This window comes from Actinosynnema mirum DSM 43827, from assembly GCF_000023245.1.
Classification (GTDB): Bacteria; Actinomycetota; Actinomycetes; order Mycobacteriales; family Pseudonocardiaceae; genus Actinosynnema; species Actinosynnema mirum.
On record NC_013093.1, the window covers coordinates 57548 to 71502 of the forward strand.

At 75.0% G+C, this 13955-nt stretch carries 9 protein-coding genes and 1 tRNA gene; 2 read left to right on the forward strand and 8 right to left on the reverse strand.

The features are described 5' to 3' along the window. The first annotated feature begins 124 nt into the window (after positions 1-124). Together AMIR_RS00265 and AMIR_RS00270 are read left to right on the forward strand one after the other, a co-directional pair. On the forward strand, positions 125-1516 hold the full coding sequence (locus AMIR_RS00265) for a glycosyltransferase family protein (protein WP_012782690.1): 1392 nt from the start codon (positions 125-127) through the stop codon (positions 1514-1516). Further along, complete coding sequence (locus tag AMIR_RS00270) at positions 1513-3186, forward strand: glycosyltransferase family 2 protein (protein WP_012782691.1); 1674 nt, start codon at positions 1513-1515, stop codon at positions 3184-3186. The genes AMIR_RS00265 and AMIR_RS00270 overlap by 4 nt, the downstream gene beginning before the upstream one ends. 127 nt (positions 3187-3313) lie before the next feature. On the opposite strand, the gene AMIR_RS00275 is transcribed toward AMIR_RS00270, so the two are convergent. From AMIR_RS00275 to AMIR_RS00310, 8 genes are all read right to left on the reverse strand, one after another. Further along, positions 3314-6829 (reverse strand): glycosyltransferase, encoded by a 3516-nt coding sequence (locus tag AMIR_RS00275; RefSeq protein WP_012782692.1) that lies wholly within the window; start codon positions 6827-6829, stop codon positions 3314-3316. After that, entirely contained in the window at positions 6829-8034 is a 1206-nt protein-coding gene (locus AMIR_RS35200) for a flagellar basal body-associated FliL family protein (protein WP_012782693.1), read from the reverse strand. Before AMIR_RS35200 ends, AMIR_RS00275 begins: the two co-directional genes overlap by 1 nt. A gap of 121 nt (positions 8035-8155) precedes the next feature. Further along, positions 8156-10531 (reverse strand): glycosyltransferase family 4 protein, encoded by a 2376-nt coding sequence (locus AMIR_RS00285; RefSeq protein ID WP_012782694.1) that lies wholly within the window; start codon positions 10529-10531, stop codon positions 8156-8158. Between the two features lie 258 nt (positions 10532-10789). Next, complete coding sequence (locus AMIR_RS35205; protein ID WP_012782695.1) at positions 10790-11854, reverse strand: class I SAM-dependent methyltransferase; 1065 nt, start codon at positions 11852-11854, stop codon at positions 10790-10792. A 559-nt stretch (positions 11855-12413) separates the two neighbouring features. After that, a complete protein-coding gene (locus tag AMIR_RS00295; protein WP_118945112.1) occupies positions 12414-12632 on the reverse strand; it encodes a hypothetical protein in 219 nt (72 codons plus the stop codon). A 91-nt stretch (positions 12633-12723) separates the two neighbouring features. Next, entirely contained in the window at positions 12724-13149 is a 426-nt protein-coding gene (locus tag AMIR_RS00300) for an OsmC family protein (RefSeq protein ID WP_012782697.1), read from the reverse strand. A 130-nt stretch (positions 13150-13279) separates the two neighbouring features. Further along, positions 13280-13352 (reverse strand) — tRNA-Gly (locus AMIR_RS00305). 42 nt (positions 13353-13394) lie between these two features. Then, positions 13395-13790 carry a DUF7674 family protein gene (locus tag AMIR_RS00310; RefSeq protein WP_012782698.1) on the reverse strand — a complete coding sequence of 132 codons (396 nt, stop codon included), beginning with the start codon at positions 13788-13790 and terminating at the stop codon, positions 13395-13397. Positions 13791-13955 lie beyond the last annotated feature (165 nt).

Below are 13955 nucleotides of genomic sequence, written 5' to 3' on the forward strand. Positions count from 1 at the left end.
AGTGCTGAGCACTCGGAGCGCTGAGCATCCGGGCCCTGGGCCCTCGAAGCGCTGAGCGCTCGGCCGGTTACCCGTGCCGGTGACGGGTACCGGGCGCGCGCCCCGCGCTGAGTAGAGTCCACCCGTGCTCGCCGACCCCCAGCCCGCAGGCGGAACCGCAGCCCTGTGGAGCAGCAGCGACCTGCCCGGACTGGGCGACCAACTCCTCGTGCGCGTGATCGAGCGCGAGCTCCGCGCCCGCCTCGGCGACTGGTGCGTGCGCCCGTTCGCCCCGCACGGGTGGACCCGGCCCCAGCGCGCCGACGCGGGCTTCATCGCCGAGCCGCTCGGCGAGCGCACGCCCCACCGGGTGCGGGAACTGGCCGAGAACCACCACCTGCACCTGGTCGCCCCCTCGTTCCCGCTCGGGGACGACCTCGCCGCGCGCTACGGCGCCGACGTGCCGGGCGCGGCGTTCTTCACCGCGGGCCTCGGGCTGCGCCCGGACGCGGCGTGCGTCGCGGTCCGCGTCGCCGAGGCCGTGCCCGCCGAGCTGGTCGCCTGGGCCGGTCGGCAGCCCCTGCTGTCGGTGCGCGACGAGGAGTCCGCGCGGCGGCTGCGCGAGGCGGGCGTCAAGGGCGAGGTGGCCGTGGTCGGGCACCCCGGCCTGCTGCTGGAGCGGCTGCTCCCCGCCGACTCGCTCAAGGCCCGCGCGAACCAGCTGCGCCAGCTCGGCCAGCTGCCCGCCGACGGGCGCAGCTACCTGGTCGTGCAGGTGCCCGCCGAGGGCTTCGAGAAGCTCCGCCCCACCATCGCCAAGATCGTCGAGCTGCTGGCCGTGCAGGACGTGGTGCTGCTGCCGATCGGGGTGCCCGTTCCCGAGGGCGACTGGGCCGCGCTGCCACCGGACACGGTGCTGGAGGACCGGGCCGCCGTGCTCGCCGACTCGGCCGCCGTGATCGCGGTGGACGAGCACGTGGCCGCCGCCGCCCAGGCCTACGGGCGCAACTGGGTGCTGCTGGACCCGACCGGTCGCGAGGGCGCCGCCGCCGAGCTGTTCGGCGCGGCCGAGCGGGTCGCGCAGCGGCCCAGCCAGCTCGCCGCCGCGTTCCGCCGGGCGCTGAAGGCGGGCCCTGGTGGGCACGAGGAGGCCGTGCGGGCGCTGGACGAGCACCTGGACGCGGTGGCCAAGACCGCCGAGGCGGCGTTCGCGGCCAGCGGCCAGGGCCTGCCCGACCGGGTCGCCGCGCTGGTCGCCGAGAACCGCGCGCTGCGGGTGGCCCACCACCGGCTGCGCGAGCGCGTCACCGCCGACCGGCACGCCATGGTCGAGCTGACCCTCAAGGGCGGCCCGGTGGAGGGCGGCCCCGAGCTGGAGGAGGAGCGGCGGTTGCACGGCGAGCTGGCCGAGCGGCACCGGGAGCTGGTGGAGCGGCTGGGCGCCTCCGAGCGGGAGCTGGACGCCATGCGGCGCACCAAGCTCTTCCGCTACACGCGCGCCCTGCGGTTCGTGTACGGGAAGCTGCGCAGCCGATGACCCCGCGGATCACGTTCGTCCTGGTCACCTACGGCGGCGGCGAGCTGGCCGCGCACTGCCTCGACGTGCTCGCCGAGCACACGCCCGAGCCGTACGAGGTCGTGGTCGTGGACAGCGCCTCCCCGGACGGCAGCGGCGAGTGGCTGGAGCGCAACCTCACCGGCGCGACCGTCGTGCGGATGACCGAGAACCTCGGCTTCGGCGCGGGCTGCAACCTGGGCGTGCAGCACGCGCGCACCGAGTTCGTCTGCTTCCTCAACGCCGACGTCGAGGTCACCGAGGGCTGGCTGGCCCCGCTGCTGGAGCTGCTCGACGGCACCCCGGCCGCCGCCGCGGCGGCCCCGCTGATGGTCTTCCCGGACGGCAGGCTCCAGGAGGCGGGCAGCCTCCTCGGCGGCGACGCGTTCAGCCGGGGCTGGGGCGACGGCTGGGAGGACGGGGCCGAGCTGTACCCGAGGGTGGTCGACTACGCGTCGGCCGCGTGCCTGGTGGTGCGGCGCAGGGCGTTCCACGACGTCGGCGGGTTCTCCTCGGAGTACCACATCGCCTACTACGAGGACACCGACCTGCAGTTCGGGCTGCGCGACCGGGGCTGGCAGGTGTGGGTGCAGCCGTCCTCGCACGTCGTGCACGTGCGGCACGGCACCAGCTCCACGGCCACCGCCGAGCGGCTGTCGGACATCAACCGCGAGGTGTTCCGCCGCCGCTGGGCCGACGACCTGGCGCTGCGCCCGCCCGCGCTGGGCGTGCACGAGCACCCGCACCGGCTGTGGTGGCTGCGCGACAAGCCCGCCTCGGTGCGGGTCCTGGTGGTCGCGCCCGGCGCGCCCGCCGACGGGGACCGGGACGCGGCGCTGCTCTCCGCGTGGCGGGCCGACCCCGAGGCGGCGGTGACGCTGCTGGTGCCCGAGGACGCCGCCGACGACGGCGCGTTCGCCCGCTGGCGCTCGCGCGGCGTCGAGGTGCGCCCCGGCGACGCGGGCGAGGCCAGCCGCGAGCGGGTCGGCAACTACGACGTCGTGGTGGCGCTCGGGGACGTGCCCGTGGAGGCGGTGACCCGCTGGCAGCGGGCCGCGGTCAAGGCGCTCGACCTCGCCTCGCTGCCGCACCGGGCGCACGAGCGCCGGTTCGCGCTGAGCCGCGCCAAGGAGGACGCGGTCCGGGCGGGCGCCGCGCGGGCCAGGACGGCCGAGCTGCTCCAGTGGGCCGACGTGGTGTCCTGCGCGTCCGAGGAGGACGCCGAGTGGGTGCGGGGCGGCGCGGGCGCGACCGCGCACGTGCTGACCCACCCCGTGGAGGCGCCCCCGGTGCTCTGCGAGCTGGCCGACCGGGTCACCGGTGACGCGGCCGGTGACGTGGACCTGGCCGTGCGCCGGGTGCTCGTCGCCCCGTTCCCCGGATCGGCGGGCCTGCGCCCGGAGCTGGTCAGGGCCATGGCGGTCGGCACGCCGTTCGTCACCACCTGGGAGGGCGCGGACGGCCTCGGCCTGCCCGGCTGGGTGTTCGAGTGCACCGAGGAGCAGCTGCTGACCGACGACGAGCTGTGGGGGCGGGTGCACCGCGAGCTGGTCGCCGCCCACCGGGCCCGGTTCGCGCCCGAGCGGTTCCGCGCGGTCTTCGCCGACCTCCAGGCCGACTGCGGGGTCGCCCCCGCGCCGCTCGTGCCGTAGCCGGGGCGCAGGACGTCGTGGCCCCGGAAGCCGTGGCCAGGAAGCCGTGGCCAGGAAGCCGGGGCGCAGGACGACGAAGGGGGCGGGGAGCCCGATCGGCTCCCCGCCCCCTCGCACGTCCACCGGACTACTGCTGGTGCCTGCGCAGCAGGGCCGCCGCCAGCAGCCGCCGCTCGGCGCCCGCCGTCTCCGGCCGCTCCTCGCCCTCCAGCGCCAGCCGCACCAGCGGCCACAGCCGCCGCTCCGCGCCCGCCAGCCGCTCCAGCTTCGCGGTCTCCCGCTCGCTCAGCAGGTCCTGGTTGCGCATCAGCAGCACGGTCGAGAACTGCGCGATCCGCCGCAGCTCGTGCTCCGTGATGTGGTCCAGCTCCGCCTGCCTGGCCTCCAGCAGGTCGACGCCGTGCCCGACGCCCGCGCCCGCCGCGGCCAGCCCGCGCAGTCCGGGCAGCCCGTCGGCCAGCCTCGGCACCTGCCAGCCGGTCACGTTCGCGCCGTGCTGCCGGTACGACTGGAGCGCCCGGTCCACGAACTCGATCCGGCCCACCGCCAGCGCCGTCGCCGCGATCCACTGGTCGTGGTACGCGGCGGGGGTGCCCGGCGGCAGCGGCAGCACGCGCTCCCGCAGCAGGTCGGCCCGCAGCACGGTCGCCGCGCCGGTGACCGTGTTCAGCAGCAGCAGCTGCTCCAGGTCGGTCCACTGGTTCGGCCGGTTCGTCCACGCGCTCTCGGCCACCACCGCGCCGCCGCCGTCGACCAGCCGCATGTCGCAGTACGCCAGCTGCACGGACGGGTCGGCGAACCGCTCCGCCATCACGGCCAGCTTGTCCGCGTCCCACACGTCGTCCTGGTCGGACAGCGCCACCAGGTCCGCGTCCACCGGCACCATGGCCAGCGCGCGCCCGAAGTTCCGGTAGAAGCCCACGTTCTCGGCGTGCTCGACCACCACGAACCGGGGGTCGCCGGCGGTCGCGCTGCGCAGCGCGGCCTTGTCGGTCGACCCGTCGTCGCTGATCAGGCACACCCAGTTCGAGTGCGTCTGCTCCTTGATCGACTGGACCTGCTCGTGGAAGTGCCCGCCCGGCGCGTTGTACGTCGCCAGGCACACCGCGATCCGAGGGCCCTCGCCCGGCCAGTCCACCGCGACCGGCTCCGGCTCGTGCGGCACGCCCACCAGCTCGGGCAGCTCGCGGCGCAGCACCGTCGCGTCCGCCAGCTCCACCAGCAGCACCGGCCGCACCGCGCCGGCCCGCACCGGCAGCCGGACCCGGAAGCCCGTCCAGCCGTGCACGCCCAGCGCCGCCGCCACGTCCGGCCTCGGGTGGCCCGAGGTCGCCGGGAGCACCCGGCCGCCCAGCTCCACCGACACCGCGCGCACCGGCAGGTCGTCGTGCACCGCCCAGCCGTCCAGGTCGACGACCTGGCCCAGCCCGACCGGCACCTCGGAGGGCGCGGACAGCTGGTAGCGCAGCCCCGCGTCCCGCTCGCTCACCCGGCGCACCCGCCCGGCCAGCAGCGGCACCGCCGACGGCGCGACCTTGCCGACCCCGCGCAGCACCCGGTCCGGCTCCTCGCCGCCCCGGCCCAGCGCCAGGTCCCGCGCGCCCCGCACCAGCCGCGCGGCGGGCCACAGGTACCGGTTGCCCGCCCGCACGACGCTCGACGACGCCAGCCGGTCCAGCTCGGTCCGCAGCCGCGCGTTCTCGCCCGCCAGCTCCTCGGCCCGCGAGGACCGCTCGGCCAGCTCCCGCTCCACGCCGACCCGCTCCGACTCGGCGTCCGCGACCAGCATCAGCGCGTCGCCGAGCTGCTCGTCCGCCTTCGCCACCGCCCGCCGCAGGTGCGCGGCCTCGGCCGTCGCCTCCTCGCGGAGCCGCTCGACCTCGGCGAGCGCCGCCATGGCCTCCTCGCGCAGCCGCCTGGTCGCGTCCAGCGCGTCCTCGGCCCTGGCCACGTCGCCGCGCAGCTCGTCGGCCACCCCGCGCAGGTGCTCCCGGTCCGCCGCCGCGGCGGCGAGCTGGGTCAGCGGCGGCAGCTCCCAGGCCCGCGCCGGGCCCGGCCGGTCCACGTCGCCGAGCAGCGCGGTCAGCACCTCGTCCGACGGCGTCCCGCTGACCAGCTCCTGCAACCGCGCCTCGGCGGCCAGCAGCTCCGACCAGCGCTCCCGCGCCCGACCGGCCAGCCCGACCAGCCCGCACAGCCGCAGCGTCAGCTCGGCCGTGGTCAGCTCGGCCTCCCACGGGTGCGGCGCGCCGCTGCGGTGCACCTCGCGGGCGAACTCCAGCAGCGCCCGCACCAGCACCAGCTCGGCGTCGACGCCCTCGCCCGCGCACCACTCCAGGTCGATCCGCCTCGGCGAGCCGTCCGGGAGCAGCACCACGTTGCCGGGGTGCACGTCGAGCGCGTTCGCCGCCAGCACCGGGACGCCGGGCGCCCCAGGGAGGAACGGGTGCCTCGGCTGGTCGCCCAGCCCGGTCGCGCCCTCCTCGCAGCAGGACCGCCACAGCCCGAGCAGCCCGCGCAGCTCCTCCTCGTCGCCGCGCGCCAGCGCCTCCAGCAGCAGCGAGTCCAGCGGCCTCCCCGGCAGCAGCGGCTCGACGGCGGGCGCCTCCTGGCGCAACCAGTCCGACTCGGCGCCCGCGCCCTCGACCGCGCGCAGCTCCAGCGCGGTCGTGAGCACCCGCGAGCGCCGCCACCGCGGCAGCCGCGCCGAGTTCACCAGCCAGCCCAGACCCGGCCGGACGAACCGGCGCACCGCCTCGGGCGTGCGCGCGGCCACCACCAGGAACGACGGCGACACCGACGCCCCGAAGCCCTCCACGACCGCGGTGCGGTGCAGCGAGCGGCCGGGCACCGCGCCGGTGGTGCCGCCGAACGCGCCGTACAGCGGGTCGCGCACCAGCTTGTCGACCAGGTCGACCGCGTCGCCCCGGCCGTGCACGTCGGCGTCCACGATCACGCGGGGCAGCTTGTAGTCCGGGTACGGCAGCATCCACCGCTGGGCCGTCAGGCCCGCGTTCGCCAGCAGCTCGGCCAGCTCCGCGCGCGGCCACGTCCGGGCGCCCCCGCGCGGGTAGTCCGCCAGCCCGACCCACGACTTGCCGTGGTGGTCCTCGGGCCTGCCGGTCAGGTAGCCGAGACCGATCTTGTTCTCGATCGCCAGCACCAGCGCGCCGCCCGGCTCCAGCGCGCCGACCACGTCCTCCAGCAGCGCCTCGGGACCGTCGCCGTACACCGACGAGTACTCCAGGACGCCGCACAGCAGCGCCAGGTCGAACGGCCCGTTCAGGCCGATCTCCTCGGCGCCGCCGTCGACGATCCGCACGTTCGGCAGGTCCCGGCAGCGCTCCCGCGCCGCCTCGGCCCGCGTCGGCGTCCCCTCGACGCCCACCACGCCCGCGCCCAGCTCGCCCATCGCCCTGGTCAGCACGCCGGAGCCGCAGCCGAAGTCGAGCACCCTGGTGCCCTCGACCAGCTCGATCGGCGCGAGCAGCGCGGTGCGCTGGGGCGAGAAGTGGTAGATCAGCTCCCACGACGGCAGTGCGCGGGCCAGCTCGGCCGACCCGGCCGAGACGTCCGCAGCGCGACGGAGCCGGGACAGCACCTCGTCCTCGGCCCCGTCCGCGTACACGGGCTGCTCGACCATCAGGAGGTCGGGAACTGCTTCGCCACGCCGATGCCGAACTCCTGGAACTTCTTGATCAGCTCCTGGTCGTTCGGGCCGGGCGCGATCGGGGTCTGCGTGGTGGAGACCCGGACGACCTTGTCACCCGCCGCGTAGATCGCGCGGTAGATGCCGGGCTCGCCCTGGCGGATCAGCTGCTGCACCGTCGACTGCGCGGGCAGCTGGCCCTTGGCCCCGTCCACCATGCCGGTCTTGCCCTGCGCCGCGACCAGGCCCTCGACCAGCGCCTCGGCCTTGGCCTCGTCGCCGACCTCGAACACCATGGCGTCGTAGGTGAACGCGTCCTGCGTGCTGCCCACGAACGCGACCTCCTTGACGGCGGCCTCCTCGACGGCGGCGGCCTCGTCGGCGCTCAGCAGCTTCTCCTCGACCGCGCGCGCCAGCTCGACCGTGCCGTTGTTGGTGCTCGGCGTGCCGGGCGGGTCGGGCAGCAGGTCGATCGGCGCCTTGGTGGTGGTCGTGGTCGGCGCCGAGGTGGACGACTGCGGGGCGGGCGTGTCGCCGCCCTTGGCCGAGTCGTCGCCGGAGCCCTTGAAGCCGAAGAACCACACCGCGCCGCCGATCAGCGCTACCACCAGCACGACGCCGATGATCGCGAAGACCTTCTTGCCGCCGCCGGACGAGCCCTCGTCGAACACCTCGGGGCCCTGCCGCAGCCAGTTGTCGCTCGACGACGACGCCCACGGCGCGGACGTGTCCCCGCCACCGCCCTGCCACGGCGGCATCCCGCCGCCCTGCTGCGGGCCGCCGAACGCGCCGGGCTGCGGGAAGCCGCCCGCCGGCGAGGGCTGGCCGTACTGCGGTGCCATCCCGCCGTTCGGCACGACCTGGGTGCGGTCCGAGTCGCCGGGCCGGTTGCCGCCGCCGGGCACCACCTGCGTGGCGTCCGGGTTGTGGCCGGGGCGGTTGCCGCCGCCGGGCACGACCTGGGTGGCGTCCGGGTTCACCGGCTGGATGTACTGGGTGGCCCCGGTGCTGGTGCCGGTGGGGCCGTTCGAGGGCCCGCCCGAGGGCTGCTGCGCCTGCCACTCCTGCGGCGGCGCTGGCTGGGCGGCGGGTTGGGCCGAGGACAGCACCTGGTCCCGGCGGGTCCGGTAGTCGTCGGCCGAGATCCGCCCTGCGGCAAGCTCCTCGTCCAGCTTGCGCAGTTCCTCCTGCCAGTTCACGCCGGCAGCCCCTTTCCCACGTTCGGAGCGAACTCCGCCATTGTGCACGGGCGGTTGCCCGCGCTCGCTTCCCACTGCCAACTCGTGACCTGCCCGCACGACCCCGGTTCCGGGGACGTGGTCACCGGTCCCGGTGGCGCGCGCTGTCGTACCGGCCCAGCGCCCGCACCGCGACCTTGCGCAGCAGCGGGACCACCAGCTGAGGCTTTGCCTCGGGGGCCGCCTGCGCCTGCGCCGGGGCCCTCCGCTCCCGCCACGTCCGGTGCGCCTGCTCGACCCGGTCGCGCACCCACTCCGCGGCGGCGTCCTCGCCCCTGGTGCGGCGCAGGTGCTCGCGGGCGGCCAGGCCGCGCTCGGCCGCGCGCGCGGGGTCGTCGGCGACCTCGCGCATGGCCGCCGCCGCCACGTCCAGGTCCGGGTCGGCCCACAGCGCGTCCGCCGGGTAGGGCGGGGAGCCGGGACCGACCGGAACCGGTTCGGCGGGCACGAGCCAGCAGTTCTCCCGGTCGACGAACTCGGCGGTGCCCGAGTAGTCGGTGGTGATCACCGGCAAGCCCATCGCCATCGCCTCCGCGACGGTGAAGCCGAAGCCCTCCGCGCGGTGGAGAGAAACGTAGCAGTCGCTCCCGGCGTAGAGGTCGTGCAACTCCTCGGCCGTGAGGTAGCGCTCAAGCAGCGTCACCCTCGGGTCACCCGCGGCGGCGGAGCGCAACCGCTCCAGCCCGGCCACGTGCCGCTCGCCGTTGATCACCTTCACGACCAGTTCGACGTCCTCGCGGTCCGGGAACGCCCGGCGGAACGCCTCGACGGCGCCGAACGGGTTCTTCCGCTCCACCAGCGAGTTGAAGTCCATGGCGAACAGGAACCGCACCGGCCCGCCCGCGCGGAACTCCACGGCGGGGCGCTCGCGGATCGGGATCGGGAACACCCGCACCGGCTTGTCGGTGTGCGGGGCGATCGCGGCGCGGCAGTACTCGCTGATGGTCCACACCTCGTCGACGCAGTCGAACTCGCGCATCGCCTCGGGGAACTCCTCCAGCTCCCACGACCACACGCCGATCCGGTAGCGCTCGTGCACCACCTGCGGGTGCTGCTCGGACACCGCGCGCACCAGGTCGGCGTTCACGCACAGCACGCTCACCGGGTACACCGGCGCGCTCTCCTCGGGGCGGTCGACGTCGGTCCGGTTGACCACCATCGCCTCCTCGACCACGGGCGCCACGTCCAGCCCGGACCGGGACAGCGCCGAGTTCAGCACCCGGCCCAGCTCGCCGACGCCGAGCACGGCGGTCAGGTGGCCGAGCAGGTTCACGCCGAGCCGGTCCTGCGGCGCCGACGGCGGGTCGTCCGGCACGGGGACGGCCCACGCGGGCAGCACGCCCTCGGCGGGCGCGGACTCGCGGCACCAGTGCGCGAAGCCGGGGTGCACCGGCCTGCCGAACACGGCCTGCAGGTCGGGGCGGCTGTCCCACACGGCCCTGGTGAAGCGGGTGGTGCCGCCCAGCTCGCCGGGGCCGTTGAGCCAGTCCCGGAACTCCGCGCCGGTGAACGCGTGCGGCGGCGCGGCGGGGCGCTTGGCGCGGCGCGGGTCGGTGGAGGCGAGCACGGCGGCCCGGTAGGTCCCGCGCAGCAGCGGGGTGAGGGGGGTGCCGTCGGGCAGCTCGTCCAGCCAGGTCGGCAGCACCTCCTCCTCGTCCAGGTGCCCGGCCGCGATCAGCAGGTCGGCGTACTCGCGCACGAGCGGGACCAGGTCGGGGCGCTCGGACAGCAGCGCGGCGGGGCGGTCGAGCAGCAGCGAGCTGAGCACCCACGGGGCGCGCGGTTCGAAGCCGAGGAGGTCCACCACCTTCGGTTCGACTCCGGGGCGCTCGAAGGCGTTCCACGCCGTCAGCACCAATCCGGGGTCGGTGGAGACCTCGTGCGGGACGAGGGACAGCGCCTGGTCGAACCAGTCCTGGTCGCTCAGCGCGTCCCGGTCGAACCGGACGGCCCGGAACGCGGCGACCGCCTCGACCCAGGCGTCCAGCAGGGACTCGTCGTCGGTGGACAGGTAGCCGGGGTTGAGCACGCCGGTGCCGATCAGGCGCGCCTCGGCCGACTCGGCGGCCTCGCCGGTCAGCGGGCGCAGCAGGTGCGGGGCGACGACGGTGCCGCGCTGCTCGCCGATCGGGGCGGTGACGAACGAGGTGGGGCTGAACCAGGTGACCCTGGAGGCGTTCCTGAGCTGCCCGCGCATGAGCCACGGCTTGACCGCGTCGACCAGCTGCGGCAGCGGGTGCGCGGTGGCCAGGCCCAGGAACTCGTCCCTGGACGGGCCGATCAGGTCGGGGCCGATGACGGTGACGCCGTCCGAGCCGCGCCTGCCACCGTCCTCGCCGTCCAGCACGGCGATGGTGAACCGGTGGCCGGGGTGGTGGGCGAGGTAGGACCTCGCGAGCACCAGCGCGGACGGCAGTCCGCTCTCGGCGGTGGCGGTGCAGGCGACCGGCGTGTTCATGGCCCTCACTTGTTCGCGGCGGGGAGCGCCCCCGGAGGTGTGCTGCGGCATTCGTTGCCACGCGGCCACCGGATTCTCCCCCAATCCGCTCGGCGGGTCAGCGGAAACGGGCGCGCTGTCTCGCGGGTCCCGCCGCGCGGGGGCGCGGCCGGGGTCGGGGCGCCCGGCGGTCGGGCGGCCGGCCCGCGGTGGCGCGGTGGTGCGACGAGGCGCGTCGCCCGCCCGCCGGGGGAGCGGGCAGGGCGCCGGCCGCCCTGCTCAGCGCGAGACCACGTAGGTGAAGGACTCCCACTCCTCGCCCGCCGCCTCGTCCGGGACGGCCGCGACGACCTCGGCGCCGCAGTGGCCGAACAGCGCCTGCACGAACTCGGTGTGCAGCGCGTGCATCTCGATCTGCTCGCCGGGGTGAGCTTCACCCGCTGGGGTTACCTCCGAAGGAGGTGCGGGTGAGGCGGTCACCGTGATCGGGACGCGCGCGGGCGTCCCGCCCTCGCTCTCCCACCAGGTCACCATCTCGTGCACCAGGTCCAGCTCCAGCACCAGCTCGCCCGCGCGGGGCGCGGTGACCGGGACGCCGACCTCGAACGACTCGCCCGGCGCGACCATCGCGGGCAGCCCGACCCGGCCGTCGTCCAGCTGCACGACCTCGCCGCCCGACCGCCAGTGGTTGCCCAGCTTGATCGTCTTGGTGCCCGGCCACGGGTGCTCGCTCAGGTTCGTCACCCTGGCCCGCACCAGCGCGGACTGCCCGACCCCCAGCGCCGAGGGCGCCTCCAGCACCTCGATGTCCGCCCGGTACGCCTCCTCGGGCATCGGCGCGGGAGCGCGCCGGGCGCTCGGGATCTGCACGACCAGCGTCCCGCCCGGCCGGACCACCCGCAGCAGCTCCAGCAGCGCGCCGATCTGCACCCACGGGCGGGCGTGCTGGAGCACGATCAGGCTCAGCGCGCCGTCGAACGAGGCGTCCTCGAACGGCAGCAGCCGCCCGTCGTAGTGCACGAACTCGACCCGGTCCGGGTGCCGGTTCAGCTCGCGGGCGCGGGCGACCATGGTGGAGGCGATGTCGACGCCCACCACGCGGTCGGCGTGCGCGGCCAGCGCGTTGGAGAGCCTGCCGACGCCGCAGCCGAAGTCGAGCACCCGCGACCCCAGGGTGCGCTCGCCCAGGAGCGTCCGGACCTGGCCGACGGCCTCGGGCCCGGTCCGCATGAACTCCTCGACGTCCCAGCGGCCGTCCCGCCTGCCGGGGTCGGTCAGCACGGCCCACAGCGGGTCGACCCCGCCGAGCTTCTCCCAGGTGTCGCGCAGCACGTCGAGCGCCATGCCCGCCGCCTTCCCCTCGCTCCTCGGCCCGCGCGCCAACGGTGGGGCGCGGTGTGAACGTCTCCGCCCCGCGGCGCAGATGCTCGCACGGCCCGCGAACCGTCAAATGATCTTCTGACCTGTGGTTATCCGGCGGCGGGCCGATGTCGCGGCGGGGTTGCGGCAGCGTTCCCGGAGGTGTTCCACGTGAAACCAAACCGGGAAAAAGGAGCTGGTCAGCCCATTCTCGGCACCGCTGAAAGGACTACGAGGGCGGGCGTGCGACCGCGTGGGGGAAGAGGTCGACGAGGGCAGCCCTCAAGAGCGGGTCCGCCCCTCTGCGGGGTGCGGAGCCGCCACTGGATCACCCGTGGGGGGCTGTTCTTCACCCCTCCGCGCGACATCGGCGGGCGTGGGGGGCGTGGGAGCGGGGGAGGGGGCACGTCCCCCGAGGGACTGCGGATCGCGGGTTCTTCCGGGAAGGGCTGTCCCACCGCGGTGGCCTCGGCCGGTTCCGCGGTCGCGTCGCCCGGCCGGGTGGTCCTTCCGCGAGGGCCCGGCCCGGTGGTCCCGGCCCGCGCTACCTCTTGGTCAGGATGGTCGGCCCCACGATCCGGCGGGCGATCCGGCGCAGCTTGCTCTTCCGGGCGACCGGTTGGGCTTGCTGGCGCTGCGCCGGGGGGACGGTCCCCGGCCCGGCGGCCGGAACGACCGGGACGATCGGGGCGACCGGCGCGATGCGGATCGTCGGCTGGTCGTAGTTCGGCTTGGACTGGTCAGACTCATGGCTGAACGTCACGTGCGCGATCTTGCCAAACGGGTGCCGATAACCCGAACGGTCACCCCACCCCCGTGTGGGCAAGCCCACACGGGGGTGAAGGTTCATCCGATCAGGCGAGAGCGGCGTCGAGGGTGATCTCGACCGCCGCGAGCGCCTGGCTCACCGGGCAGTTCTTCTTCGCGGTCTCGGCCGCCTCGGCGAACGCGTCCGCCTCAAGGCCGGGGACGACCGCGCGCACGGTCAGGTGGATGCCGGTGATGCCCGTGCCCGGCTTGAACGTGACCTCGGCGGAGGTGTCCACCTGCTGCGGCGGGGTGCCCGCCTGGGCGAGGCCGTGGGACAGCGCCATCGAGTAGCACGAGGAGTGGGCTGCGGCGATCAGCTCTTCCGGGCTGGTCTTGCCATTGGCCTGCTCGGCCCGCGACGGCCAGCTCACGTCGTAGGTGCCGACGCCGGAGGACTCCAGGGTGACGGTGCCGTCACCCTCCATCAGGCTGCCCTTCCAGTGGGTGGTGGCCTTGCGAACGGTCGCCATGCGCAACTCCGTGGTCGAGTGAGTGCTTTCGGTGACCAGCTAATCACCTGCCGCGAGAAGAGCGCAGCGTTCGGGGTGCTCGACACGCAGAAGAGGCCGGTACCCGACTGGGTACCGGCCTCTTCTGGAGAGCGGATGACGAGACTCGAACTCGCGACCCTCACCTTGGCAAGGTGATGCGCTACCAACTGCGCTACATCCGCCTGACCACTTGCTGTCTGACAGGGAGAACTCTAGACCACGGGTCAAACCGCTCGTTCACCGGGGGTGCCCGAACCGCTCAGCAACCGGTCTACCTCGGACAACCGCTCCTGCGGCCACCGCCACTCCCACAGCGGCCGAACCTTGTCCACGACCTCGGTCGGCAGCCAGGGCGCGACCGCGTCCCTGAGCTCCCACTCGTCGAACACGTGCTCGTAGAAGCTGACCACCGCCGCGTTCGCCAGGAACTGCTCCTGGCGGAAGCACCAGTGGGCGAACCCGTAGACCCTGGTCAGCAGGTCGCGGTCGTCCTCGCGGTGCCCGTCGAGCGCCAGCTGCCACAGCTCGGTCAGGAACACGTGGCAGGACCACGACTCGCGCTCGACCACCGCGGTCAGCTCCGGCAGGAGTGACGCGGCTCTCGTTCTCCAGTCGGCCACGGGGCGGACGCTACCGCTCCGAAGTGCCCCGTGGGGCCCCTCTCTCCCGGCGACACCCCGAGCCGTGACCGGGTCGTCACCGTGCGCACTGCACCGGAACAGCCGCATCGGTTGACCCGAACGGCCCACGACGGGTGGTTGGTCTTCGGCTCCGGGGCCACGAGG